We start from the raw sequence: 23504 nt of genomic DNA on the forward strand, positions 1-23504 counted from the left end.
CAAATGAGTAACAAAAAGAAAAATAGCACTTCTACTAAGCCCGGTGCAAGATTAGTGCCTAAACTGAGATTTCCGGAGTTTAAGGATAGCGGGGAGTGGGAAATGAAGACAATTGATGAAATTTGTGAAGTTCTAAACAACCTACGCAAACCATTATCAAGTAATCTTCGAGAAAAGGGCGTATATCCTTATTACGGAGCAAGTGGAGTCATTGACTATGTAAAGGATTTTATATTCAATGAAAGGTTACTTCTAATTGGTGAAGATGGTGCAAAATGGGAAGCTTATGAGAAAACTGCTTTTATAGCCGAAGGTAAGTATTGGGTCAATAATCATGCTCATGTATTGAAACCAATAGGAATTGTTGACACACTGCTTGAAAACTATTTGATTAAATTGGATATAAGTCCATTTATCACTGGTGCTGCACCGCCAAAACTAACACTCGGGAAATTAAAATCTATTCCAGTTCCAATTCCACAAAATCACCAAGAGCAACAAAAAATCGCTGCATTTCTTTCTTCTTTGGATGAACTAATCACCGCCGAGAGCCAAAAGCTGGAAGTGCTGAAAGAACACAAAAAGGGCTTGCTGCAAAACCTGTTCCCTCAGGAAGGCGAAACCGTCCCTAAACTGAGGTTCCCGGAGTTTAAAGGAAATTGGCAAATTGTTAGATTAGGTTGCTTAACTGAAATAAAGGGAAGAATCGGTTATAGAGGTTATACGACAAACGACATAGTTGAAAAAGACCAAGGCGCAATCACTCTTAGTCCAAGCAATATTGACGACAACAACCAACTTAAATTTGATAAAGTTACATACATCAGTTGGGAAAAATATTATGAATCACCTGAGATTATGTTGCAGGAAGGTTATACCGTTTTAGTCAAAACAGGTTCATCGTTTGGTAAAGCTGCATTTATAAAAAACCTTCCTGAAAAGTCAACTATAAATCCTCAATTAGTTGTTTTGAAACCCAAAAAAATCCTTGATAAATTTTTGTTTTTATTAATTTGCAATTCAACAATCCAAAAACAAATAAACGAAACTGTTGTGGGTGGTGCAATACCAACATTATCACAGGAGAGTATTTCAAATTTTGTAATACTTGTTCCACCGAATGTTGATAAATATAAAAAGGAACAACAAAAAATCGCTGCCTGCCTTTCTTCTTTAGATGATTTAATCACTGCCCAAACGCAAAAAATAGAACTGCTCAAACAACAAAAAAAAGGCCTGTTGCAGGGGCTGTTTCCTAATCTAAATGAGGTAACGGTATGAGTGAAGTTCTAAAATTTACGACCCTTACAGATATTGCCAAACACTTGCGTGAGGTCTTAAAAAACGATGCAAAGCCATCGCTTGAAAAAGATTTGGTGCTGCTGTTCGGGCATAATGGAGCAGGAAAAACACGCCTTTCAATGGAATTTAAAGAGATGGGGAAGGCGTATGATGATGATGGTAATGTTACTTCAAGAGATACTTTATACTTTAATGCCTTTACGGAAGATTTATTTTCCTGGCATAACGACCTTGAAAATGATACTGACCGTTATTTTAAACTAAACACTGATTCAACATTTTTTAATGGCCTTCGTGAATTACAGTTGGAAACCAAAATTGAATCATTTTTTCATAATTATGTTGACTTGAAATTCAACATTGACTATGAAAACGCATCAGTTATATTTTCAAGAAGCGATATAGTAGAAGGTGCAGAACAAACAATTGACAACATCAAAATTTCAAGAGGAGAAGAAACGCTTTTTATTTGGTGCTTCTTTTTAGCTATTTGTCAGTTAGCAATCGACCAAGATCCTGCATACAGCTGGGTTAAATACATCTACATTGATGACCCGATTTCGTCATTAGACGAAAATAATGCTATTTCAATAGCTTGCGATTTAGCTAATCTACTGACCACTGGAGGTATCGAAATAAAAACAGTTATTTCAACTCATCATTCATTGTTTTTTAATGTACTATTCAATGAATTTGGCAGAAAAGTTAAAAGCAAACGTTATTTCTTGCATTTTAAAGAGCCGGACATTTATACTTTACAGGACACAGGCGATACTCCGTTTTTCCACCATATTGCAATCATAAGTGAACTTAAAAAGGTAGTAGAATCAGATAAAATATTCACCTATCATTTCAATGCTCTGCGTAGTATTCTGGAAAAAACTGCCAGTTTTTTCGGTTATGATAAAATAGATAAATGTATACATGGCTTGGAAGATGAAGTTCTTTTTGAAAGAGCTTTACAATTGTTCAGTCATGGAAAATATTCCATTTTTGATCCGCAAGAAATGATTGGAGATAACAAAGATCTATTTAAAAGAATTTTTAATGGATTCATTGCTAAATATGAATTCCATTTTCCAGAAATATTTAATGAACCAACTAATGCAGCAACAATATGACCGAAAATAACCATACACAATTAGGCAAATCCCTTTGGAAAATCGCAAACGAATTGCGTGGCGCCATGAACGCAGACGATTTTCGCGATTATATGCTCTCGTTTTTGTTCTTGCGTTATTTAAGTGATAATTACGAGGCAGCAGCAAAAAAAGAATTAGGGAAGGATTATCCCACATTAACAGGCAGCGGGGGCAAAACACCACTGTCAGTGTGGTACGAACAAAACCCTGAAGATGTACCAGAGTTTGAAAAACAAATGCACAGGAAGGTTCATTATGTAGTTAAACCGAAATATTTATGGAACTACATTTTACACCTTGCCAAAACACAAAGCAAAGAATTGCTCAGCACTTTGCAGGAGGGTTTTAAACATATTGAAAACGAATCGTTCGGAAGTACCTTTCAAGGTCTGTTTTCCGAAATCAATCTCGATTCGGAAAAACTTGGCAAAAACTATGAGGAACGCAATAAAAAACTCTGCAACATCATTCAGAGAATTGCAGAAGGCATAAACCATTTTTCTACCGATGCTGATATTCTGGGCGATGCTTACGAATACCTAATCGGACAATTTGCTGCTGGTTCAGGAAAAAAAGCAGGTGAGTTTTATACGCCACAAAGAATTTCCGACATTCTCTCCGGAATCGTTACGCTCGACAGCCAGGACCCATCCAAAGGAGTAAAGAAGAAAATTGAACGAGTACTTGATTTTGCCTGCGGATCGGGTTCTTTATTGCTTAATGTTCGTAAGAAAATGATGGACGTGGGTGGAACCATTGGTAAGATTTTCGGGCAGGAAAAAAACATCACTACCTACAACCTTGCCCGCATGAATATGCTTTTGCATGGTGTGAAAGACACGGAGTTTGAAATTCACCACGGTGACACCTTGCTAAATGATTGGAAAATCCTCAATGAAATGAACCCATCAGAGAAAATGGAATTTGATGCGGTTGTTGCCAATCCGCCATTTAGCTATCGCTGGGTACCCACAGAAGCAATGTCCGAAGATTTTCGATTTAAGAGTTACGGACTTGCCCCTAAATCAGCAGCCGACTTTGCTTTTCTGTTGCACGGTTTTCATTTCCTGAGCAAAGAGGGCACCATGGCAATCATTCTGCCGCACGGTGTTTTGTTCAGAGGCGGAGCAGAAGAAAAAATCCGGAAAAAACTGTTGGAAGACGGTAACATAGATACCGTTATCGGACTCCCTGCCAACCTGTTTTTCTCTACGGGTATTCCCGTTTGTATTTTGGTGTTAAAGAAATGCAAAAAGTTTGATGACGTGTTGTTTATCAATGCCGCTGAACACTTTGAAAAAGGCAAACGGCAAAACACCTTACTACCCGAACACATTCAGAAAATCATTGACACCTACAAATTCAGAAAAGAAGAACCCCGTTATGCCCGCAGGGTGTCGATGGACGAAATTGAGAAAAACGAATACAACCTGAATATTTCCAGATATGTCAGCACAGCGGAGGAAGAAGAAATAATTGACCTGAAAGAAGTAAATAAAAAACTCGTTGAACTTGAGAAAGAGATAACCAAAGCCAGAGAGACACATAATACATTTTTAAAGGAACTGGGGCTTCCACCCATATAACAAGTCCAAATGCTTCGCTATTTACTCACGGAAAGTTAAATTTCTCTGGGGTTTGTGAACGCTTTGAATTTGGAAGCATCCCGAAAGTTTTCGAGCCCAAATCCTACAAGCCAAGCAGGACAAAAATGTTTTAAAAAAAATTTCTATTTTTCAAAAAATAATAATGCACGCACAACCCGACAGACAATGACACGGAAACTCAATATTCACAATAGTTTGCAAGCTTAGACTCGCCTAACGGGCAGGTAGGCTAGAATATCAGCCGGCAACATGCGTGCATGTGGCAATAGCGGGTGAAGTATTTAAACAAAAGTTTGTGGTGCTATATAATCAGAAAAGTGTTTAAGTTATGCTGTTTCTCATACACGAGACTGTTGGATGCAACCAATAACAGTGACATAAATGTATTGACATGTCAGAAAGGATGTGGACTTATATTTTATTAGCCTGCTTCTTCGCGATAGGTTTTATTATTCGTAAAGTCAACATTGTTAAAAGTATTGAAAAAAACAAAGATAATAACAAGAGTACTTTATTCATTGTGTTAACTATTCTTGTTGTTATTCTCTTATCTATCCCTCTAAATATTTTTAAAATCGGAACATTTAAAAATTCCTTTGCAGAACGATTTGTCTTGGGAGTAATGATTTTAGGACTATTGATACGTATTACTTCTATGCTGAAAATTGGAAAATATTATACACGATATTTAATTACTTTTGACTAGCAGCAAATTGTAAAAAAGGTTTATACAACGTGATAAGACACCCAGGGTGTCTTGGGTCGATTTTAATTTGGTGCTCGACAGGTTTGGGTATGACAAATAAGATAGTTTTTATTGTTGCGACGATTCTAACTTTACTTGCATATTATTACAGAATTGATAATGGGGAGAAAATGCTTCAATTCACTTTTGGCGAACAATATTTAAATTATATGAAACATTCATGGAAGTTTATCTCTTTCCTGTAGTGACGAAATCCGTGTCAAGCTAGTGTTAGGTGTAATGATATGATGGCGATACAGAATAATAATCGACAATTGTAGAACCATCAATTCATATCCGGCTGAAGAAATTCTTTTTAGCATTTGTTATTAACTTCAACATCAGATTTATCATTCTGTTTCAGTTTCCCACAGATAGTTATAAAATGCTAGCATATCAGCAAGCCGTGCCCGTTATCTGGAAACAAAAATAACTCTTCGACTTCAAAAAATGAGGTTAGATTATTTCTCGATTATTTTTTATGATGATTTTTTCCAATCGTTTAACGCCTTAATGACTGGTTGAAGTGTTTTAGCGTAGGGAGTAACTTGATATTTTATTACCACAGGTCTTCCATCATACACAGTTCGCTTTATAAGATGATTATATTCTAAATCTTTCAATTCTTTTGCATGAACTTTTGATGTAATCTTCGATATTCTTCTTACAATTTTCCTAAACCTACGGTTGTCTGAAGAAATGGAAATTGAAATTATCAATTTCCATTTTCCGTTAATTACATATAACGCATTCTTGACAAGGAGTATTTTGGATGTGCATTCTAAGTCACTTTTTTGCCATGTTGAAATGTTATATGCTTACCTTTGGGTAACTGCTAAACGTTAACCCCCAATACCTTGATATGCTTGTCGTCCTCAGCATAACGAAAAAGGATAGCCTGTCATTATGATAGAATGAAAAGAGCGAAGCAATCTCATAGTGTATATGTTGAAAAATATTCGTAAGAGATTGCTTCCCCCGCCGAATACTTTGGGGGGCGCAATGACCTGTATTTCATTCTTTCATTGAGCAGCAATCTCAAAAAACATTAGTGTATTCTTATTAGGCCGCAACGATTTTTTTACTCCTCTTATTCCAGTAAAATTTTAAATTATCCAATACCTCAATTCAGCAAATAGGCAAATCATCCAGTGGATTATGAAGTTTTTCGACAGCAGATTTACTGACCTGTGTATAAATCTGTGTGGTTTTTATATGGTTATGACCCAATAATACCTGAATAATGCGAATATCCGTACCGCTTTTCAACAAATGAGTGGCATACGAATGCCGCAACGAATGCACGGTGGCGTCTTTTTGAACACCTGCTTTTTTCAAAGCATCTTTAAAAATATTCTGAACGCTTCGTGAAGAATACGTTCCTCCTTTTTGTCCTTCAAACAAATAATGTTTTGTTCTATAAGTCTTCCAATATTCTCTGAGCAGTTGCAATAAATTTTTTGATATAGATACGTATCGGTCTTTATTCCCCTTTGATTGCGATATTTTTATGAGCATTCGCTGCGAGTCAATATCCTTTATAGTAGGATTTAAGCATTCGGATAACCTTAATCCCGCACTGTAAATCGTTGCCATTATGGCTTTGTGTTTTACATTATTACAGGATTGAATGATTTTCTGTACTTCTTCTTTGGATAAAACAACAGGCAATCTGTGTTCCCTGCGACCGGGATATAAATACTTCAGTTGATAATTTTTACGATACATTTCGTTGTACAAGAACTGAATGGCAGCCACCAAAGTTTTTTGATAAGATGCGGAGATATTTTTTTTGATTAATTTTAATATGCATAAAGCTTTCAATTTCGTGGATTGAGATATTTTCCGGGTGTTTGTCGGGAAAAGCATTTAAGAAAACAGATAGCGCATTTTTGTAAGAGCGAATAGAAGAAACAGCATACCGTTTAATTTCCATAAGTTTCGTAAAATCTTCTAAAATTTCTGTTTTCCGCCAAATTGCGTCATGTTGTATTATTTTAGGAGTTTTCCCGCCATAAATATACAAAAAAGAAATATATTGCGTATATTTGCACGTTGTCGGTCATTGTAATGGACAGTCCAAACGGCATTAACCAATGACACAAAGACAATGAAAAATGGCGGACAGTCTAAGGAATTAACAAAATGGCAAAATTCGAAATACCAACATTATAAGCAATAAATTTACAGACAATCAACAATGAATATCCTTTCTAAAATTGGACTTTTACTTTTTACGATTTCACTGATTGCTTTTGCAATTTCATTGGGTGGAATACTATATCAACATATAGTCGAATTTCCTAATTGGAAAAAAGATATTTCCAACTCACTACGCTCCTACAGGACATTCTTCAAATATTCAAACTTTGGTAACTTTTTTAAAATATTTATGCCAATATCATCTGCTTGCTTGCTCATTGCTATCTTTTTGCTTTGGAATAAACCAACAGAAGCCAATAAGTGGACACTTGGTGCTATGACAGGGCTTATCTTGACAGCAAGTTTTACAAACTATTACTTTGTACCAAAACATACCAAACTATTTTCAGACGAAATAGCTGAAACAAATGTTTCCGAATTGGCAGCATTGGTAACGAAGTGGGGAAAGGGGAACTTAATAAGAATTGCAATTATGACTTTAACTCTAATCTGTTTTTTAAAAGGGTATCAAACAATTTTTACAAACCAATAAACAACGAACCGCCAACATCGTATTGGCAATAGTGGGGCTGACAGTTTTAAACTCAACATTTGTAATTCTATCGGACATTTGTGCAAATGTTGGGCTGACGTTTTTCAAAAGCCCCACCATCGCCAATACGTAAACCGCTATGCCCAAGCGTAGGACGATATGACCGAAATCATATAGCGACACTTATGAAATAATAGCTTTGACAAAAAATAAAAAATTATGAAAAAAATAAACGCAATTGGACTGGACAGCACCAAGTCCAAACATTTAGCAGACAAGTTGAATGACCTTTTGGCAAACTATTCCATTTTTTACCAAAACACCAGAGGCTATCATTGGAATATCAAGGGAGAAAAGTTTTTTGAACTTCATTTAAAGTTTGAGGAGCTGTATAATGACCTGCTTTTAAAAATTGACGAGATTGCGGAAAGAATATTGACCTTGGGACACTCTCCCAATCATAAATATTCTGACTACAAGAAAGTTTCCAAAATTGCTGAAAGTAATCAGGTTTTGGACGGACTGAAAGCTGTAGCTGACATTCTTAACTCATTACAGACAGTTATTAGTTTACAAAGAGAATTACTTGCTCTATCCGCAGACGCTGGGGACGAAGGAACTAATGCACTAATGAGTGACTATATCCGAGCACAAGAAAAATTGGTTTGGATGTATTCAGCATTTCTTAACAAATAATTCTTTGTTATCAACCGACAAAGATGCGGACTGATAGAAGGACAAAACGCCTGGGCATAACACGGGTTTTGCGTCAGGCGGGGTGACGTGTAAACTTGAAGATTTGTGCTTCTAATGAACTTTATTAATAAATTGGAACTTTGTGCTCCGAAACCCGCCCGAACGCGAAGCCGGAAACCATTTTCCGCCAAATTGCGTCATGTTGTATTTTAGGAGTTTGCCCGCCATATATATACAAAAAAGAAATATATTCCGTATATTTACGCATTATGCGGCAACTTAAAAGACGACACCTAACAACGACAAATGAAAAAAGTATATGGACTTTTAGTATTGGCAATTTGGACATTTTTAGCGTGTAATAGCAGTGCTGACAAATCAGATTACCAGCAAAATCAGGAAAAGAAAATGGAACAAAGAATTAGCGTATTGACAATTGGAGCGGACGACTTAAACGCAATGAAAAACTTCTATGGACAAGTTTTAGGTTGGACGACAGTAGCCGAGAACAAAGACATAGCATTTTATAAACTCAATGGGTTTTTATTGAGTATCTGCGACAGAAAAATGCTTGCTGACTTTATCGGGGTTGACCACAACGGACAAGGTTTTCGCTCCGTGACAATTGGCTACAATGTTGACAGCAAAGAAGAAGTATTAGAACTTTACAATCAACTGAAAGACAAAGTAAAAATTTTGAAAGAGCCGACAGAGCCACCATTTGGCGGACTTTTCTTTTACTTCGCTGACATTGAAGGAAACATAATTGAAGTTGCTCAAAACCCATTTATTACGCTTGACAAAGACAAAAACGCAACTGACCACAAACCAATTGACCATTTGTAAAATGCACGAACTATGACCGAAGGACAAGAAAGCCGACCGCATAACACGAGTTTTGCGTCAGGCGGGGCGACGTGCTTCGCAGACACTTTTGTGCAAGGTGGAAATTCAGATCTCCGAATGAAGTTTAGTGCTAAAACTCCCCGCCATCGCAAATCTCCGAAACGTTGTGTGCAACCCTATTGAGACAGCTTAATCATTAGACTTAAGAGATTTGAACAAACAGAAAAGCAACTATAACGACAAATGCAGACATCGGACTTTCTTACAATATTAGGTTTAGCTATTCCTGTTTGGGCAATAATTCCCAGTAAAGAAAGACGATTCATTTTACTTTTCTTTTCAAGGTTTGAACTCGGTATTTTGATAGCATCTCTTTTCCTAATTCATTACTTGATGTCATTTGACTGGCTAATGGCTAACTGGTTTCCGTGCCTGTCTATTTTTACAATTGACAAAGGGCTACCAAGTCCAACCTGGGCTTACATTCTATCTCTAACTATTATTTTCTATCCTATCATCAAAGTTAGTTTCGGTTACTTTTCTCCGAGCCGTTTAAAAAACACGATTTTACTTTATGAAACTTATTTGAAAGAAAATGAGATTGACCTTTTAGTGAACTACATAAGCAAGTACCACATTGATGACATCAAAAAATATCTTCAAGGGATTTCACACCTTCCACAAAAAGAAAGCATTGACATAATATTGAGAAGAAGAACCGATAAAGACAAAGCATACGAAAAATTAGTAAAGCCTCAGAGAATTTTATTTGCTTCTTGGGTTTATAGGCATATAATTCAAAACGAAAATTTTATTCGCAAGTCAGCAAACAAATACCTTGAACTTTTTGCAACTCCTTTTAGTGGAATGGAAACCAAAGAATCTTCAAACGAAGACCTTGTTAAACTTTTTATTGAATGCTTATTTGAAAACAAGAACCAATTGTTCATTCAAGAATTAAAAATCATGAATGGGACGAATTCATCGGTTTTAGAAATGAACGTGAATTATGACATCCCAATTTTGTTTTCACTATTTGCACATACGAAAGCGGCAGCAGACAATTATGTTTGGTATCCTGTTGGCGAGGGAGCAGTTAAGTCACTGAAACATGACACAGAACAAAAGGAATTTTTAATAAGGAAGTATGACCACGATTTAGAATCTGAACTTTGGAGTCAAAAAATATACATCGCTATTGTTTACTTCAACTATATGGTAAGAGAAACTATTTACCGTAATAGCGAGTGTCACATGTGGTTATTTTATTTCAGACACTTTACTGATCTTCTAATTGAAATCATTCCAACACCAAATGATTATGACGGAGATTCAGAATACCCATCGTTTGCTCACAAAATGATTTACGAACAATTCTCTATAATGACTGACTGGCTTGATTTGGCAAAAGAACAAGAGACAGACAATCGTGTCATTGATACTATCAGATGTTTGGGTTGGTGTGTACATTCTATCTGTCAGGCTGACAACTCAAAAATTTCTGTACGATTTAGAAGGAGACTACTTGACTTATTGCTTTCTACCTATTTTGAATTTTCTCATTATCCTGACAACATTGCTGCAACAACAGCACGGCAATGGTTAGAGAGAATGTTTTTAAATCCAAAAGGCGTTGACTTCGGAACGCCAATTATAACGACAGAGTACTTATTTGCTTTACAAGACGCTTGGGATGAATTTGACAAAGTTCCATATCAATACTATGAGGACAATGGTTCTATTCAACATTTCGTAACGACAGTATTAACACCTCTTGGGCTAAACGAATAATTTAATGACAACCAATCAATTAAATAGAAGGGTAGCATACAACAGCACCTACCCAAAAGTGGCGGTTCAGTGGTTAAATCAAGCTTTGTGCTCCTATAAAACTTTTGTGCAGGTTGACAGTGAAGTGCTCCGAAATCGCCACCTTCGGGTAGCCGCAAACCGTTGGCTGCAATTTTTAAACTAAAACTATGGCACTACCAGAACAATACCTTGTAACTACAAAAAACCTCAGCGCTTTTTTCAATTCTTTAGTTAATGCACAACCTCCTGCAAAATTCACAAATAAATTTTTGGAGCAACTGGAATTCAAGAGCACAAACGACCGACTCTACATTGGAGTCTTGAAAGCTTTGAAATTTGTTGACGCAAACGGAGTACCGCAAGAAAGATATTTTAGATTTATAGACCAGACACAATCTAAGCAAGTATTAGCAGAAGCGATAAAAGATGCATACTCTGACCTATTTGCTGTGAATAAGAAAGCAAATGAAATGATTGCCGCAGAAGTGAAGAACAAATTAAGGACTCTATTTCAGGGAGCAAAAACTGACAATGTTCTTACATGGATGGCTAATACCTTTCATGCTTTGTGTAACTATGCTGATTTTTCTCAAACTTCACAATCAAGAGAAATCCTCACTATTAAAAATGACGAGCCACAGGTTGAAGAAATGAAAGATGGTCAAGCATCAGAAAAGATGACACATGAGTTGATTAGCAAAAAGATTACGACAGAAATGCACTATAATATTCAAATCCATTTTCCAGAAACCAGAGATATTACAGTTTACGATGCAATTTTCAAAAGTTTAAAAGAGCATCTATTATGAACAGTGACAAGCTATATTCTTTTGTTTTCAAAGGGTTATTAACAGAAGAAGCCCTTGACAAAACAGACCGTATAAAGAAATCAAAAGTAACTAACGAGCAATTCAAGAAAATACATGACTCATTAAGCATTGATGAGCTTGATGATGAGTTAGTGATTCAGGCTCAAAAAATGGCTATTGTTTACACCGCAATCTGTGCTTTTGAAAATACCGTTAGGAAATTTATCTCTAAAAAGTTATTGGAAGTAAAAGGAGAAACTTGGTGGACAGTCGGTGTCTCAGACAAAATACGAACCAAAGCGGAAAGTAGACGTGATGAGGAAAACAAAATTAGATGGCACACTCCTCGTGGTGACACAATCATTAACTATACAGAGTTTGGAGATTTAATTTCCATCATACGACAAAACTGGACAGAATTTGAGCCTCATATAATTTCAATTGAGTGGGCGGAAAACATCATAAAGACTTTAGAACGGAGCAGGAACGTTATTATGCACAGCGGTGAGTTGGTAAATCAGGACATAGAAAGAATTGGCATGTATATTAGAGATTGGGTAAATCAGGTCGGATAACTGCAGCCAACATTGGGTTTTGTGTAATAGTGGGGAGACGGAATGCAGCATCAACTTTTGGTTCACTAATCATCTTCGGCTTCGGCTGACCGAATGTAGATGAACTACAGTAGTAAACATCAACAAAAACAACTATTTTCAACTTCATTTTGGGGCTTGACGGAACACGGAATACCGCTCCTGCACAAAGCCCTGTTCGTTAGCGGTAATTTTAAAACGACACGACAATGACAAAATCATCAAATAAAAAACCAGCGAAAATGTGCTTCGGACACATCGGTGGAAAACTTGGAAAAATGCTTATGGAAACATTTGTTGACAAGGGTTGGATAGAGAAAGATAACCCGACCGACAAGCATTTTTTCATTACTGACAAGGGACAAAAGGAATTTACAAAACTTGGATTAGACCTCTCACAAATAAAATCAGAAGAATTATGACACCAATAAAAGACTACGATAATTTCTTTTTGCCTGCCGACAATTTAGACACCGCAAAAGACTTTTATAAAAACACTCTCGGACTTGACATTAAATTTGATTTTTCCGAAAGAGGAATGGTTGCTTTCAAGGTTGACGACAATGAACCTGCGATTATTCTGCGTAAAGCAGACAACGCTAAACCTGCAATTTTATTCACAGTTGACAATGTGCGACAAGCATACGAGGAACTAAAACAAAAAGGTGTTGAGTTTTTAAGTGAGCCATTTGAAATTATGACTGGACTTTCTGTTGAATTTACCGACCCATTTGGTAACAAATTCGGACTGACAGACTATTCAAAAATGCCTCATCTTCGTGGACAAACTAAAACGTGAAAGACAATGACGAAAGACAGAACAACTACCGCTAACAGCGGTTTTGCGTTATGGGGGCTGACGTGTAAACTTGGAGCTTTGTGCTTCTATTAAACATAAGTAATAAATTGAAACTATGTGCTCCGAAACCCGCACGAACGCAAGGCGTGGGTGCGTTACCGGCAATCCTATGTAGACAGTGCTAAAATCAACCGACAAGCCCCGACAAACCAAAACTGGACAATCATCCAAATAGACGGTTAACCTCGTTCTGCTTTTCCTAACCTAAATAATGGCTCACTGAAAAATATTTTCAGAAATATTTGTTTGGTAACTTAAACTTACATATATTTATGTAACTTTTAAGTTACTCATTATCCAAAAGGAAATTATACAAAAGTGGTTTTTCAGACACAACAGCCAGGTGAAGTCTGGAAATGCCTTACCAAGCCCGAACTCATAGAATTGTGGCTGATGAAATCAGATTTTAAACCAGTTAAAGGTCAAAAGTTCACCTTCACTTTTGCACCGAAACCAGGTAGTAAATACGAAGGTATTGTTCAGTGTGAAGTATTAGAGGTAAAGCCATTTACCAAATTGTCTTATTCATGGAATGGCAGGACGCATGACAAAAGCAGAAACTTCAACTCAACTGTTGTATGGACAATTACTCCGAAAGATGGTGGAACAGAACTTCATTTACTGCACAACGGGCTTGAAGTAATTGAAGATATTCTCAATCATACGGATGGTTGCCTTACTTCATAACTCATGGGATTCAATCGCCTGAAATGAACAAAGTAGCCGAAATGAGAAAACAAATGATTGCTGATAACATCCAATCAAAATAATCCATGACAAAGAAAAATCTTAGCTTATCAATAAGTGTTAATGCTTCGGCAAATGAAGCAATAAAAAAAATAAGTCAGGTTAGCAAATGGTGGGCAAAAAAAGTTAAAGGTAAATCGGTTAAACTAAATGATAAATTTACGGTTGTTTTTGGCGAAACATTTGTTGACTTTCAAATCACAGAGTTTGTTCCAAACAAAAAAGTAGTATGGTTAGTCACGGACTGTAATCTGCATTGGATAAATAACAAAAAGGAATGGAACAATACTGAAGTGGTTTTTGAAATATCTTCAGTGAAAGGCAAAACAAAAATTGACTTCACTCACATTGGCTTAACCCCTGCCGCTGAATGTTACGAAGATTGCAAAATTGGTTGGACAGAACACATTACAGATAGTTTGGTAAAATTCATTGAAAAAGGCAAGGGAAAACCACAGTAATCTTGTAAACAGCCGACAGACAATACCACTATTCGACCTTCATTTTGACAGAAGCGCAGCCGGTAACAAGGTATTGCCAAAAGCAAGGGTGACGGGCTTCAACGACACTTTTGTGCTTAACCGAGCTTTAGTATTTCAAATCAACAGTAGTGCTGAAATGCCCCCTTCGGCAATACCCAAATTGTTTGTGACAAGCATAAAGGAAAGTACTTGAAAATTTAATAACATTATGTTTTTATGAAACGTCAAATTTTAATACGGACATTTTGTATTCTGAGCGCAATTGTAGGAATTTTAGGTGTTCTTATGATTGGCAATTCGTTTAGTATTAATACAGGACCTCCACTTAATGCCACCAATGAGCAATTAATTTTATTTGCCAAACAAAATTATCAAGAAGTCTTAAAAGGTGCATGGCTGCAAGCAGTTGGTACTTTCCTTATTATCGTTTTTGCAATTGCCATTGTACATTTAGCTGAGGCGAACAATACTTTTTCTGGCTGGATGACTTTATTAGGTTCCGCAACACTTGTTATGGTAAGCTTGACGGAAGTTGTTTGTTATATAATGGCATTGTTTACAGTTCCAGAGACAATGGGTGCTATTGGAAACAACATTGGACACGCCGTTCAGCATTTGTATTTTATAGTAGCTGCTCCTTCTTTGTTTTTACCTTTAGCGTTTGTTATTCTTTCTTCAAACATACTTCCACGAGTATTTGGATACCTTGCAATTATTCTTGGAATAGCTTTTTTTGCTGTTGGAATTTCTTCTTTATATCGTCTTATTCTATCATCGTTAGATACATCACTTGCAGCTATTCAAGCGTTATGGTGGTTTGCTGCCGCTATTGTGCTGATAGCTCGTTCCAAGAAAATTGCAAACTCAAGAAAAGAAAACATTGTTCAATAAAATAAAATGCTTGGCACCAACAAATGTTTTGTCAAGGCCGGTGCATGACGTTGTTAACTTCAGCAGTTGTTTCGCTAATCAGCTTCAGTTATCGGGACGACGTAATTCTGATCAGCGACAAATGTTATCTTCGGCAATCGAAAAAATATCAGCTTCAGTTTCGGCTGATATGGCGCTATTATACCGCCTTCCCCGATACCGAGCCGTTAGCAGCCATTTTAAAACGACACTTCAAAAAAAGAAATTCGATGAAAATAGACTTAAATAATACAGCGACAAAAGGACTGGAGTAAATCACCCCACAAGTTCTGGTGACTCAAGGACAGAATTTCAAAGAGATTTTCACAGAATTATCTTTTCATCGGCATTTCGCAGACTTCAAAACAAAACTCAAGTATTTCCGCTTCCAGGGAGTATTTTTGTTCATAACAGACTAACACATTCTTTAGAAGTTGCTTCTGTTGGACGTTCTTTGGGTAGCTTGATAGGACAGGTTATTGCTGAAAAATATAAAGGTGATTTAACGGATAAAAGCATAGACTTTTAAAAGCACAATTTATATAATGTAATTGCTTCTGCTTGCCTTTGCCACGATATAGGTAATCCTGCTTTTGGACATTCAGGCGAAGATGCCATTGCAAGTTATTTCGTAAAAAATGAAAGAGAACTAAAAAGTAAATTTTCAAAGGAAGAATGGGCAGATTTAATAAACTTTGAAGGTAATGCAAACGCGATTAGGGTATTGACTCAACAACAAATAGGAAAATCAGATGGCGGATTGAAATGGGTATGAAAATATAGAAAACGCCTGGTAGCATGGGTTTTTCCGTCAGGCGGGCTGACGTGCAAACTTGGAGCTTTGTTCCCCTAATGAGCTTTAGTAATAAATTGAAATTTTTTGCTCCTAAACACCTCTAAACGCATAGCCGATCCCTTTGTACTTCACGCAAAGAAAAAAGTTCTACCTCCAATCGCATAAAAAATGTTTTCTATCACAAAATAGAACAAACAACTTGGCGTTTGTTGATACAACTTGCTGTAGAATCCCAAGATTTTAAAGACTTTCTCTTCCCCGTTCCCCGCTTGGAGTGCAGTAACGCATCGTTGATTGCATCGAATCTGAGCGCAAGGTCGTTGATGGTTGCAGAGAGTTGATTAAAATTTATGAGGAAAAAATTAAAAGAGTGATTGATAAGGTGTGGGGGGAGTGAATAAGATGCCGGAATATGGTTGTTTTAAATGGGTTTGTTAAATAGGAAGTTGTGGTGTAAATTTGGGGGGATGAAAAGGGATTTCATAAACCTATTTTACAAGATTTCAAATTATGTCGGCAACTGAAATTACCTGCATTTTTTTGATTTCTGAATTATACCTATATTTACCAAAGAATGTTTAAATCAATTCAAAAAGCAGAAAGATTACAAACAGATCGATAAGATCATTAAAAATGAGAAATAAAATTTTCATAAGCCACGCCACACCAGAGGATGATGATTTTACCAGGTGGTTATCGCTAAAACTCATTGGTCTGGGTTATGAAGTTTGGTGTGATATCCTTTTCTTGGACAAGGGAGTTGACTTTTGGAGCACCATTGAAAAAGAGATACGGGAAAACACCTGTAAATTCCTAATTGTTTCTTCCACAGCAGGAAATAAGCGGGAAGGTGTCTTGAAAGAACTGGCGGTAGCAACGAAAGTTAAAAAGCACCTTCAAGATGATATGTTCATCATACCGCTTGCTATTGATGAAAATCTGTCTTATGATGACATCAATATCGAAATTGTCCGTTTAAACGCCATCGACTTTAAAAAATCCTGGGCAAAAGGATTGCAGGACTTGCTGGACGCATTCGAAAAGCAGAATGTTCCAAAAAAACCTCCTGACCATTCAAAAAGCAATTTGCTTTACCAACAAATTTTCCTTCATGACAAGCAAGCGATTGAGAAGGAAGAAACCTATGATTCTAACTGGTTCCCTATTATTTCATTTCCTAATGAACTAAGGTTTCATAGATACGATTGGCGTTTGCCAAAACAATTTGATGTAAGAACCCTCGCATTTCCAGCTATTCGCTACAAAGAGTATCTGTGCACGTTTGCATGGGAGTATGATTTCATACACCAATTACCAAAAACCGAAACATACAATGGCCAGGAATCAATTAGAATTTCTACAAGTGATATTCTATCAGGTAGGTATGACACTGATTTTATCAGAAACTACGAATGTCAAAGACTGATTGTCCAGCTTATCAACAAGGCATTTGAGCTTAGAATGAAAGATAAGAATGTAAGGGAATATCAAATGTCGAAAACCTTTGCTTATTGGATTGAAAAAGGCAAACTGGAAAAAGACAAATTTGAAAAGATTAAGTTAGTCGGCAAACAGAAAAATAAATACTGGCACTTTGGGATTTCGGCAGCCGGTAAGCTCTATCCCTCTCCCGTTTTAATGGTTTCGAGTCATATTATCTTTACCATGGATGGTATTAATCTTATCAAATCTAAAAGCATTCAGCATTCATCTCGAAGAAAACAGGGTAAGAATTGGTGGAATGACAAATGGCGGGAAAAATTACTTGCCTTTATCCGATTTCTTTCAGATGATCAAAACGCTATTTACCTAAATGTAGGAAGCGAAGAGAAAATCCTGATTTCAAATAAACCTCTGAAATTTTTTGGGAAAATGAGTTATGTAACGCCTTCTGAAGTAACTTTGGAAGAAGAATCAGTATTAGCAGATATAAACAACTTTGAAGAAGATACGGAAGATTTAGACGAATTAGAAGATATTGAATGAAGGAATTGATCTACATAGAAGAACCCTCTATCCTCTTTGCTCATGGTCAGAAATGTACTGATCCTAGAGATGGATTGGCATTATTCGGACCTCTGAATCAGATATATGGTATTAAAAGTGGAGTCGTTGGAACACAAAAAGGTTTGCAGATTTTCAAATCCTATCTGGATAAAATTCAGAAACCAATATACAACCATAACAATATTACAAGACCCATGTTCCCGGGTTTTGAAGCAGTTTTTGGCTGCAAGTGGGAATCTCAAAACATTGTATTCAAAGAAATAACTGACGAAGAAATTAGAAGATATTTGTTTAATGCCAGCACACATAAACGGACGTATGATTTGGTAACGCTTTTTAATGACAAAATTATTACCGCCAATAAAAATGATGAAGAACGAGTTGATGTTTGGTTTGTCATTGTTCCTGAAGAAATTTACAAGTATTGCCGGCCCAATTCAGTTCTTCCAAATGAGTTGGTCCAGACGAAATCTCTAATCTCGAAATCGAAAGCAAAGTCGTTTCGATATACACCAACGCTATTCGAAGAGTTCAACAAGAAACTGAAAGAGGTAGAGAAAGAAGCAAAAACCTATAACTACGATGCACAGTTTCACGATCAGCTAAAAGCTCGATTACTGGAACATACGATTCCAACTCAAATACTGAGAGAAAGCACATTAGCATGGAGGGATTTTAAGAACACCTTTGGTGCTCCAATAAGGGATTTTAGTAAGATTGAAGGTCATCTGGCCTGGACAATTTCAACTGCTGCGTACTACAAAGCCGGTGGCAAACCATGGAAACTTGGTGACATCCGACCCGGAGTATGCTATTTAGGATTAGTTTACAAAAAAATAGAGAAAAGTAAAAATCCCCAAAATGCGTGTTGCGCAGCTCAAATGTTCTTGGATAACGGTGATGGCACTGTCTTTAAAGGTGAAGTTGGCCCTTGGTACAACCCTGAAAAGGGCGAATATCATTTGAAGCCCAAGGAGGCTAAAGCTCTTTTGACTCAAGCATTAGAATCGTACAAGGAACAAAACAAAAGCTACCCGAAAGAAGTATTCATACATGCCAGAACTCGCTTTAATGATGAGGAGTGGAATGCATTTAATGAAGTAACCCCAAAAAATACAAACCTTGTTGGGGTGACAATTACTAAATCAAAACCATTAAAATTATACAAGACAGAAGGAGCTTTTCCAATAATGAGAGGGAATGCATATATAGTGGATGAAAAAAAAGCGTTTTTATGGACATTAGGTTTTGTTCCTAAACTGCAATCTACTCTTTCAATGGAAGTTCCGAATCCTATTTTCATTGAAATAAATAAAGGAGAAGCCGAAATTCAACAAGTATTGAAGGACATACTTGCATTAACAAAATTGAATTACAATGCTTGTATTTATGCAGACGGAGAACCAGTGACACTTCGTTTTGCGAATAAAATCGGAGAAATACTTACGGCCAGTACAGAAATAAAAACACCACCACTTGCATTTAAATACTACATATAATCAACAAACAATTGTAAGAATACTTGCAGATAATAGACATTTATGCAAAACCTTAATTTATTATTGTGTGCTGTAAGGTATGGGGATGTGAGTCAACTGCTCCCTTTGGCTCCCCTCAGAAATTACATCCCCGCTGGCTGAGCGTAGCCGAAGCAAGCTTGGATCGTCATTTATATGCGGTTAAATAAATGGAGCCGTATAAAATCGTGAATAGGCAGTGGGGTGTTAAGTACAAAGCATGAAACGAGTATGCATGAGCAATGGGGAGAGTTTAGATTAGGCATATCTAAAAATCCACATGTTCATACCCCAACCCGCAGTTGTTACCGGAATAGCTGATGTTTTTACATCAGACAAGTTGTAGAACAATCTGGTTATTTTACACATTGATAAAGATTGTGGCCACTCCAACCTTTACAAGAATGCCCATGCAGTGAAATCCGTTAGCTAACAAAAGATACAAAGCAACCTCCAGTTGTCCATGATGCATGATGGCATACGAGAGGTATTTGTCGGGATGTTTTTGTTGATGAATGGGATCATTGTGGATGGTGATCATGCATTACCGTATCATTTTTGTTGAAACAAAAGCTTTTTAAATCCTGTCTGATTGTGTAGCCATCATGGTTTCGAGAATATCTGTAGGGGCCTATCTTTCATGTTATCCACGATGAGGTAACCAGTAGAAGTTCCAGAAGAAGTTTATAGCCATGTGATTTGCCTGCAGAAAAATGCTTGCATGTATGTATGTGATTTTTTAATTTGTTGAAAATTTCATTTATATGTCGGCCTACATTTATCAGGGTATGAGGTTTGGCGTCCTCTTTACCTGGGATTGGCCTTATCTGAAACAAGGATATGGAGGAACCGTAGTATGCACGCTTGATGGCGATTATATCCGCGATGGTTATGGAGGTAAAATCATATTTACCTGGGATTGGCCTTATCTGAGAGATGGATTTGGCGGTCCCATTTTATGCAGCGAAGATGGGGGATATATACGCCGTGGCATGGGTGGAACTGTTATGGCCACCCTGGATGGAGCCTATATCCGGAGCGGATACGGCGGAAGCATCGCTTATACCATGGAGGGTATGGTGCCCAAGCCCATTATCATGATGATAATACAGGAATGGGGATGTTGAAAAAGCCATATCCAATGCAGGAGAGTAGCCATATTAAGGCGACAAATAGCATGAAATCACACCCTCAACTTTTCATCATGAAACAAACTGTCATTTCTCATTTTTTGTTGCATAAGTTTACTTCGCTCTGTCTGGCAACTATGATAGCTCTGCTGGCCAGCTGCCAGTCAAGGTCACAGACCATCACTTATGTAAAAGAAGAAGTGATGATACCCATGCGTGATGGTGTGAAGCTTTTCACGCGGATATATATTCCCCAAAACGTAAAAGAGCCTGTTCCGATTTTGCTGATGCGCTCGCCTTATAGCAGCTGGAATATGGGAACGGTGCCTCCCGACGAGGATCCTTATGTGCGCGACATGGCAAAAGAAGGGTACATTTTTGTATATCAAAACATCAGAGGCAAACAACGCAGTGAAGGAAAGTTTGTGATGCAACGTCCGGTAATCGCTAACCGCGTGGCCGATACTGTGGATGAAAGCACCGATACCTATGATACCATTGAGTGGTTATTGAAACATGTCAAAAACAACAACGGAAAGGTGGGTCAGCTGGGCATTTCCTATCCGGGCTGGCTGGCATTGGTGAGCAGTGGCTATCCGCATCCGGCGCTGAAAGCCGTATCCCCGCAGGCCGAGATGGGCGATTTGTTTTTGGGTGATGATTTTCATCACAATGGTGCTTTCCGACTTTCGTATGGATTTGAGTACAGTTTTGAAGAAGAAGCAGCCAAAGGCGATACTTCGTTTCCCTTTCCGCAATATGATTTGTATGACTGGTATTTGCGGCTGGGGCCGTTGTCGAATGTAAATGAACAATATTTTCATCATCGCATACCCACCTGGGATGCATTTGTGCAACATCCCGATTACGACAGTTTCTGGCAGCATCAGTCACCGCTGAGTTACATCGACACGCCGCGCATTCCCACCCTGCATGTAGGCGGCTTTTGGGATCAGGAAGATATCAATGGTCCGCAACTGATGTATAGCCACATGGAAAAGTACGATGTGCATCATGACAACTTCATTTGCCTGGGGCCCTGGTATCACGGTCAATGGGTGAATGAGGATGTGGAGCAGATTGGAAACTATCACATGGGAAGCAATACAGCAGCTTATTTTCAGCAACAGATTCAAAAGGCGTGGTTTGATTACTGGCTGAAAGGCAAGGGCAATGGGCATTTTCCAGAAGCCATTGTTTTTCAAACTGGAAGCAATCAATGGAAAACATACGACACCTGGCCACCGCGCAATGCCATACACCGGCAATTGTTTATACAGGCAAATGGGCAGCTGTCATTTCATAAACCTCAAACCCAGGATAGCCTTGCTTTTGATGCCTATATCAGCGATCCACGCCATCCGGTGCCTTATCGGAGTCGTCCGATTGAAAAAACCTACAGTCCGCACTCCCGCTGGCGCACCTGGCTTACGGAAGATCAGCGATTTGTGGATCATCGGCCCGATGTGGCGACATGGGAAACCCCACCGCTCGACAGCAACCTCACCGTAACCGGTGATATTGTAGCTCACCTCTTTGCCAGCACCACGGGTACAGATGCCGATTGGGTAGTGAAACTCATTGATGTGTATCCGGATCTGGATAGCCTGCATCCCACCATGAGTGGCTATGAGCTCATGGTAGCATCAGAAGTGTTCAGAGGCAGGTTTCGCAAAAGTTTCACGCAACCCGAACCCATTCAGCCGGGAAAAGTGGAAGCATACGTGGTTGATTTGCATCAAATCAATCATGTATTTCGCAAAGGGCATCGCCTGATGGTACAAATACAAAGCACATGGTTCCCTGTTATTGATCGCAACCCGCAGCGGTATGTGCCGAATATATTTGAAGCAAAAGAAAACGATTTTCAAACAGCTACCCAGCGCATTTATCGCAATGCACGCTATGCTACTTATGTAGATTTGCCTGTGATGAAAGAATGATACTGATGTTTGGATGCGAATGACAGATTTAATGAAAATCGCGGCGCATGATGTTTAATAAAGTTTGTGGTGAATTTGAATTGGGTACGATGATGCGGCGCACGGTAAACAGCGGATAGCGGGGATCTATTTTGCTGCTGAGCTGAAAAGCCATTTTGATATTTCTTTTCTTCAGTTCCGCAATTGCCTCTTCATTCCACACACCATAAGGATAAGCAAAATAGGGAATAGGCTTGCCGATGAGTTGTTCCAGCATTTTCTTGGGTTCGTCTAATTGTTTCACCCAATCTTGTTCGGTGTATCGGGTTACCATGTGATGATCCCAGGTGTGCAGTCCGATTTGATGGCCTTCTACAGCCAATTGTTTGATTTGTTCTTTGTTCATGTAATGTGGCTTGCCCATGGTAACCGTCATGATAAAAAACACACCTTTAAAGCCATACTGGTCAAGAGTTGGTTTTGCAATGGTAAATTGTTCACCATCATTATCGTCAAATGTGATCATCACGGGCTTGGGTGGCAGGGGAGTACCTTTGGTGAGATAATCATACAGCTGGTCGGGCAAGATGGTATGATAGCCACTGTCGTGCAAGATTTTCATGTCGGCCTTAAAGACAGATACCGTTACCGAATAAGGACTCAAATGATGCATGGTATCGGGCCGGATATGATGAAAGCAAAGCACCGGAACCTCTTTGGGAAGATGATTTTGTGTGGGAGTGATTGGTGTGTAAAAGCCAAAAAACGGCAGCAATATAAACCACAAGTAATGGAACAACATATCAAACAAATTTTTTGGGTGTACAAAGTTCAGGGAAATTCCCGCTTGATTAGTGAGCTGATAAAAAATTATTTCTGGTTACAGCT

24 protein-coding genes and 1 pseudogene are annotated in these 23504 nt (G+C 37.9%); 20 read left to right on the forward strand and 5 right to left on the reverse strand.

The features are described from left to right. Window positions 1-3 precede the first annotated feature (3 nt). The 4 genes and pseudogenes from BM367_RS08235 to BM367_RS12320 form a co-directional block, all read left to right on the forward strand. Window positions 4-1281 (forward strand): restriction endonuclease subunit S, encoded by a 1278-nt coding sequence (locus BM367_RS08235; protein WP_092459704.1) that lies wholly within the window; start codon window positions 4-6, stop codon window positions 1279-1281. Beyond that, complete coding sequence (locus BM367_RS08240) at window positions 1278-2423, forward strand: AAA family ATPase (RefSeq protein WP_092459706.1); 1146 nt, start codon at window positions 1278-1280, stop codon at window positions 2421-2423. Before BM367_RS08235 ends, BM367_RS08240 begins: the two co-directional genes overlap by 4 nt. Further along, entirely contained in the window at window positions 2420-4030 is a 1611-nt protein-coding gene (locus tag BM367_RS08245; RefSeq protein WP_092459708.1) for a type I restriction-modification system subunit M, read from the forward strand. Before BM367_RS08240 ends, BM367_RS08245 begins: the two co-directional genes overlap by 4 nt. A gap of 744 nt (window positions 4031-4774) precedes the next feature. Beyond that, window positions 4775-5002: pseudogene (locus BM367_RS12320) on the forward strand (methyltransferase family protein); the annotation flags it as partial. A 273-nt stretch (window positions 5003-5275) separates the two neighbouring features. On the opposite strand, the gene BM367_RS08260 reads toward BM367_RS12320, so the two are convergent. The 3 genes from BM367_RS08260 to BM367_RS12325 form a co-directional block, all read right to left on the reverse strand. Then, window positions 5276-5605 carry a winged helix-turn-helix transcriptional regulator gene (locus tag BM367_RS08260; protein WP_092459713.1) on the reverse strand — a complete coding sequence of 110 codons (330 nt, stop codon included), beginning with the start codon at window positions 5603-5605 and terminating at the stop codon, window positions 5276-5278. Window positions 5606-5924: 319 nt separating this feature from the next. After that, window positions 5925-6620 (reverse strand): tyrosine-type recombinase/integrase, encoded by a 696-nt coding sequence (locus BM367_RS08265; RefSeq protein WP_245759941.1) that lies wholly within the window; start codon window positions 6618-6620, stop codon window positions 5925-5927. Beyond that, window positions 6514-6732 carry a phage integrase N-terminal SAM-like domain-containing protein gene (locus BM367_RS12325; protein WP_394333024.1) on the reverse strand — a complete coding sequence of 73 codons (219 nt, stop codon included), beginning with the start codon at window positions 6730-6732 and terminating at the stop codon, window positions 6514-6516. Before BM367_RS12325 ends, BM367_RS08265 begins: the two co-directional genes overlap by 107 nt. Window positions 6733-6996: 264 nt before the next feature. Between BM367_RS12325 and BM367_RS08270 the strand changes: the two genes are divergently transcribed. From BM367_RS08270 to BM367_RS08345, 14 genes are all read left to right on the forward strand, one after another. Continuing rightward, window positions 6997-7491, forward strand: a complete 495-nt coding sequence (locus tag BM367_RS08270; protein WP_092459715.1) for an anthrone oxygenase family protein — start codon at window positions 6997-6999, stop codon at window positions 7489-7491. Between the two features lie 219 nt (window positions 7492-7710). Then, window positions 7711-8187: a Dps family protein gene (locus BM367_RS08275; RefSeq protein ID WP_092459717.1), complete on the forward strand. Its 477-nt coding sequence runs from the start codon at window positions 7711-7713 to the stop codon at window positions 8185-8187. Between the two features lie 306 nt (window positions 8188-8493). Next, entirely contained in the window at window positions 8494-9033 is a 540-nt protein-coding gene (locus tag BM367_RS08280) for a VOC family protein (protein ID WP_092459719.1), read from the forward strand. Window positions 9034-9276: 243 nt separating this feature from the next. After that, on the forward strand, window positions 9277-10824 hold the full coding sequence (locus tag BM367_RS08285; protein WP_092459721.1) for a hypothetical protein: 1548 nt from the start codon (window positions 9277-9279) through the stop codon (window positions 10822-10824). Between the two features lie 188 nt (window positions 10825-11012). Then, complete coding sequence (locus BM367_RS08295; RefSeq protein ID WP_092459725.1) at window positions 11013-11654, forward strand: DUF5343 domain-containing protein; 642 nt, start codon at window positions 11013-11015, stop codon at window positions 11652-11654. Further along, window positions 11651-12229 (forward strand): Swt1 family HEPN domain-containing protein, encoded by a 579-nt coding sequence (locus tag BM367_RS08300; RefSeq protein ID WP_092459727.1) that lies wholly within the window; start codon window positions 11651-11653, stop codon window positions 12227-12229. Before BM367_RS08295 ends, BM367_RS08300 begins: the two co-directional genes overlap by 4 nt. Window positions 12230-12456: 227 nt before the next feature. Then, window positions 12457-12669 carry an ArsR family transcriptional regulator gene (locus BM367_RS08305; protein ID WP_092459729.1) on the forward strand — a complete coding sequence of 71 codons (213 nt, stop codon included), beginning with the start codon at window positions 12457-12459 and terminating at the stop codon, window positions 12667-12669. After that, window positions 12666-13046, forward strand: a complete 381-nt coding sequence (locus tag BM367_RS08310; protein ID WP_245759942.1) for a VOC family protein — start codon at window positions 12666-12668, stop codon at window positions 13044-13046. The genes BM367_RS08305 and BM367_RS08310 overlap by 4 nt, the downstream gene beginning before the upstream one ends. Before the next feature lie 378 nt (window positions 13047-13424). Beyond that, on the forward strand, window positions 13425-13793 hold the full coding sequence (locus BM367_RS08315; RefSeq protein WP_092459731.1) for an SRPBCC family protein: 369 nt from the start codon (window positions 13425-13427) through the stop codon (window positions 13791-13793). 86 nt (window positions 13794-13879) lie between these two features. Further along, window positions 13880-14314 carry an SRPBCC family protein gene (locus BM367_RS08320; RefSeq protein ID WP_092459733.1) on the forward strand — a complete coding sequence of 145 codons (435 nt, stop codon included), beginning with the start codon at window positions 13880-13882 and terminating at the stop codon, window positions 14312-14314. A gap of 237 nt (window positions 14315-14551) precedes the next feature. Further along, window positions 14552-15226 (forward strand): hypothetical protein, encoded by a 675-nt coding sequence (locus BM367_RS08325; protein WP_143103990.1) that lies wholly within the window; start codon window positions 14552-14554, stop codon window positions 15224-15226. A gap of 44 nt (window positions 15227-15270) precedes the next feature. Beyond that, the gene (locus BM367_RS08330; protein ID WP_092459737.1) at window positions 15271-15519 is read left to right on the forward strand and encodes a hypothetical protein; all 249 of its coding nucleotides are present in this window, start codon (window positions 15271-15273) and stop codon (window positions 15517-15519) included. A gap of 1154 nt (window positions 15520-16673) precedes the next feature. After that, the gene (locus BM367_RS08340) at window positions 16674-18026 is read left to right on the forward strand and encodes a toll/interleukin-1 receptor domain-containing protein (RefSeq protein WP_092459739.1); all 1353 of its coding nucleotides are present in this window, start codon (window positions 16674-16676) and stop codon (window positions 18024-18026) included. Then, window positions 18023-19546, forward strand: a complete 1524-nt coding sequence (locus BM367_RS08345) for an argonaute/piwi family protein (protein ID WP_092459742.1) — start codon at window positions 18023-18025, stop codon at window positions 19544-19546. Before BM367_RS08340 ends, BM367_RS08345 begins: the two co-directional genes overlap by 4 nt. Window positions 19547-19925: 379 nt before the next feature. Here BM367_RS08345 and BM367_RS08350 read toward each other — a convergent pair whose 3' ends face one another. Next, window positions 19926-20105: a hypothetical protein gene (locus BM367_RS08350; RefSeq protein WP_092459744.1), complete on the reverse strand. Its 180-nt coding sequence runs from the start codon at window positions 20103-20105 to the stop codon at window positions 19926-19928. A gap of 223 nt (window positions 20106-20328) precedes the next feature. Here BM367_RS08350 and BM367_RS12175 point away from each other — a divergent pair, with 223 nt between their 5' ends. Together BM367_RS12175 and BM367_RS08355 are read left to right on the forward strand one after the other, a co-directional pair. Continuing rightward, entirely contained in the window at window positions 20329-20691 is a 363-nt protein-coding gene (locus BM367_RS12175) for a hypothetical protein (RefSeq protein ID WP_177224164.1), read from the forward strand. Between the two features lie 77 nt (window positions 20692-20768). Then, complete coding sequence (locus tag BM367_RS08355; protein ID WP_177224165.1) at window positions 20769-22637, forward strand: CocE/NonD family hydrolase; 1869 nt, start codon at window positions 20769-20771, stop codon at window positions 22635-22637. A gap of 28 nt (window positions 22638-22665) precedes the next feature. On the opposite strand, the gene BM367_RS08360 is transcribed toward BM367_RS08355, so the two are convergent. After that, on the reverse strand, window positions 22666-23418 hold the full coding sequence (locus BM367_RS08360; protein WP_092459748.1) for a polysaccharide deacetylase family protein: 753 nt from the start codon (window positions 23416-23418) through the stop codon (window positions 22666-22668). Window positions 23419-23504: the final 86 nt, after the last annotated feature.

The organism is Thermoflavifilum thermophilum (assembly GCF_900116565.1).
Taxonomy (GTDB): Bacteria; Bacteroidota; Bacteroidia; order Chitinophagales; family Chitinophagaceae; genus Thermoflavifilum; species Thermoflavifilum thermophilum.

Bases quoted from the DNA above. Each gene is read 5' to 3' on its own strand.
- BM367_RS08235 (WP_092459704.1), top strand. From the start codon at position 4: ATGAGTAACAAAAAGAAAAATAGCACTTCTACTAAGCCCGGTGCAAGA.
- BM367_RS08240 (WP_092459706.1), top strand. From the start codon at position 1,278: ATGAGTGAAGTTCTAAAATTTACGACCCTTACAGATATTGCCAAACAC.
- BM367_RS08245 (WP_092459708.1), top strand. From the start codon at position 2,420: ATGACCGAAAATAACCATACACAATTAGGCAAATCCCTTTGGAAAATC.
- BM367_RS12325 (WP_394333024.1), bottom strand. From the start codon at position 6,732: ATGGAAATTAAACGGTATGCTGTTTCTTCTATTCGCTCTTACAAAAAT.
- BM367_RS08270 (WP_092459715.1), top strand. From the start codon at position 6,997: ATGAATATCCTTTCTAAAATTGGACTTTTACTTTTTACGATTTCACTG.
- BM367_RS08275 (WP_092459717.1), top strand. From the start codon at position 7,711: ATGAAAAAAATAAACGCAATTGGACTGGACAGCACCAAGTCCAAACAT.
- BM367_RS08280 (WP_092459719.1), top strand. From the start codon at position 8,494: ATGAAAAAAGTATATGGACTTTTAGTATTGGCAATTTGGACATTTTTA.
- BM367_RS08285 (WP_092459721.1), top strand. From the start codon at position 9,277: ATGCAGACATCGGACTTTCTTACAATATTAGGTTTAGCTATTCCTGTT.
- BM367_RS08295 (WP_092459725.1), top strand. From the start codon at position 11,013: ATGGCACTACCAGAACAATACCTTGTAACTACAAAAAACCTCAGCGCT.
- BM367_RS08300 (WP_092459727.1), top strand. From the start codon at position 11,651: ATGAACAGTGACAAGCTATATTCTTTTGTTTTCAAAGGGTTATTAACA.
- BM367_RS08305 (WP_092459729.1), top strand. From the start codon at position 12,457: ATGACAAAATCATCAAATAAAAAACCAGCGAAAATGTGCTTCGGACAC.
- BM367_RS08310 (WP_245759942.1), top strand. From the start codon at position 12,666: ATGACACCAATAAAAGACTACGATAATTTCTTTTTGCCTGCCGACAAT.
- BM367_RS08320 (WP_092459733.1), top strand. From the start codon at position 13,880: ATGACAAAGAAAAATCTTAGCTTATCAATAAGTGTTAATGCTTCGGCA.
- BM367_RS08325 (WP_143103990.1), top strand. From the start codon at position 14,552: ATGAAACGTCAAATTTTAATACGGACATTTTGTATTCTGAGCGCAATT.
- BM367_RS08330 (WP_092459737.1), top strand. From the start codon at position 15,271: ATGACGTTGTTAACTTCAGCAGTTGTTTCGCTAATCAGCTTCAGTTAT.
- BM367_RS08340 (WP_092459739.1), top strand. From the start codon at position 16,674: ATGAGAAATAAAATTTTCATAAGCCACGCCACACCAGAGGATGATGAT.
- BM367_RS08345 (WP_092459742.1), top strand. From the start codon at position 18,023: ATGAAGGAATTGATCTACATAGAAGAACCCTCTATCCTCTTTGCTCAT.
- BM367_RS08350 (WP_092459744.1), bottom strand. From the start codon at position 20,105: ATGATCACCATCCACAATGATCCCATTCATCAACAAAAACATCCCGAC.
- BM367_RS12175 (WP_177224164.1), top strand. From the start codon at position 20,329: ATGTCGGCCTACATTTATCAGGGTATGAGGTTTGGCGTCCTCTTTACC.
- BM367_RS08355 (WP_177224165.1), top strand. From the start codon at position 20,769: ATGAAACAAACTGTCATTTCTCATTTTTTGTTGCATAAGTTTACTTCG.
- BM367_RS08360 (WP_092459748.1), bottom strand. From the start codon at position 23,418: ATGTTGTTCCATTACTTGTGGTTTATATTGCTGCCGTTTTTTGGCTTT.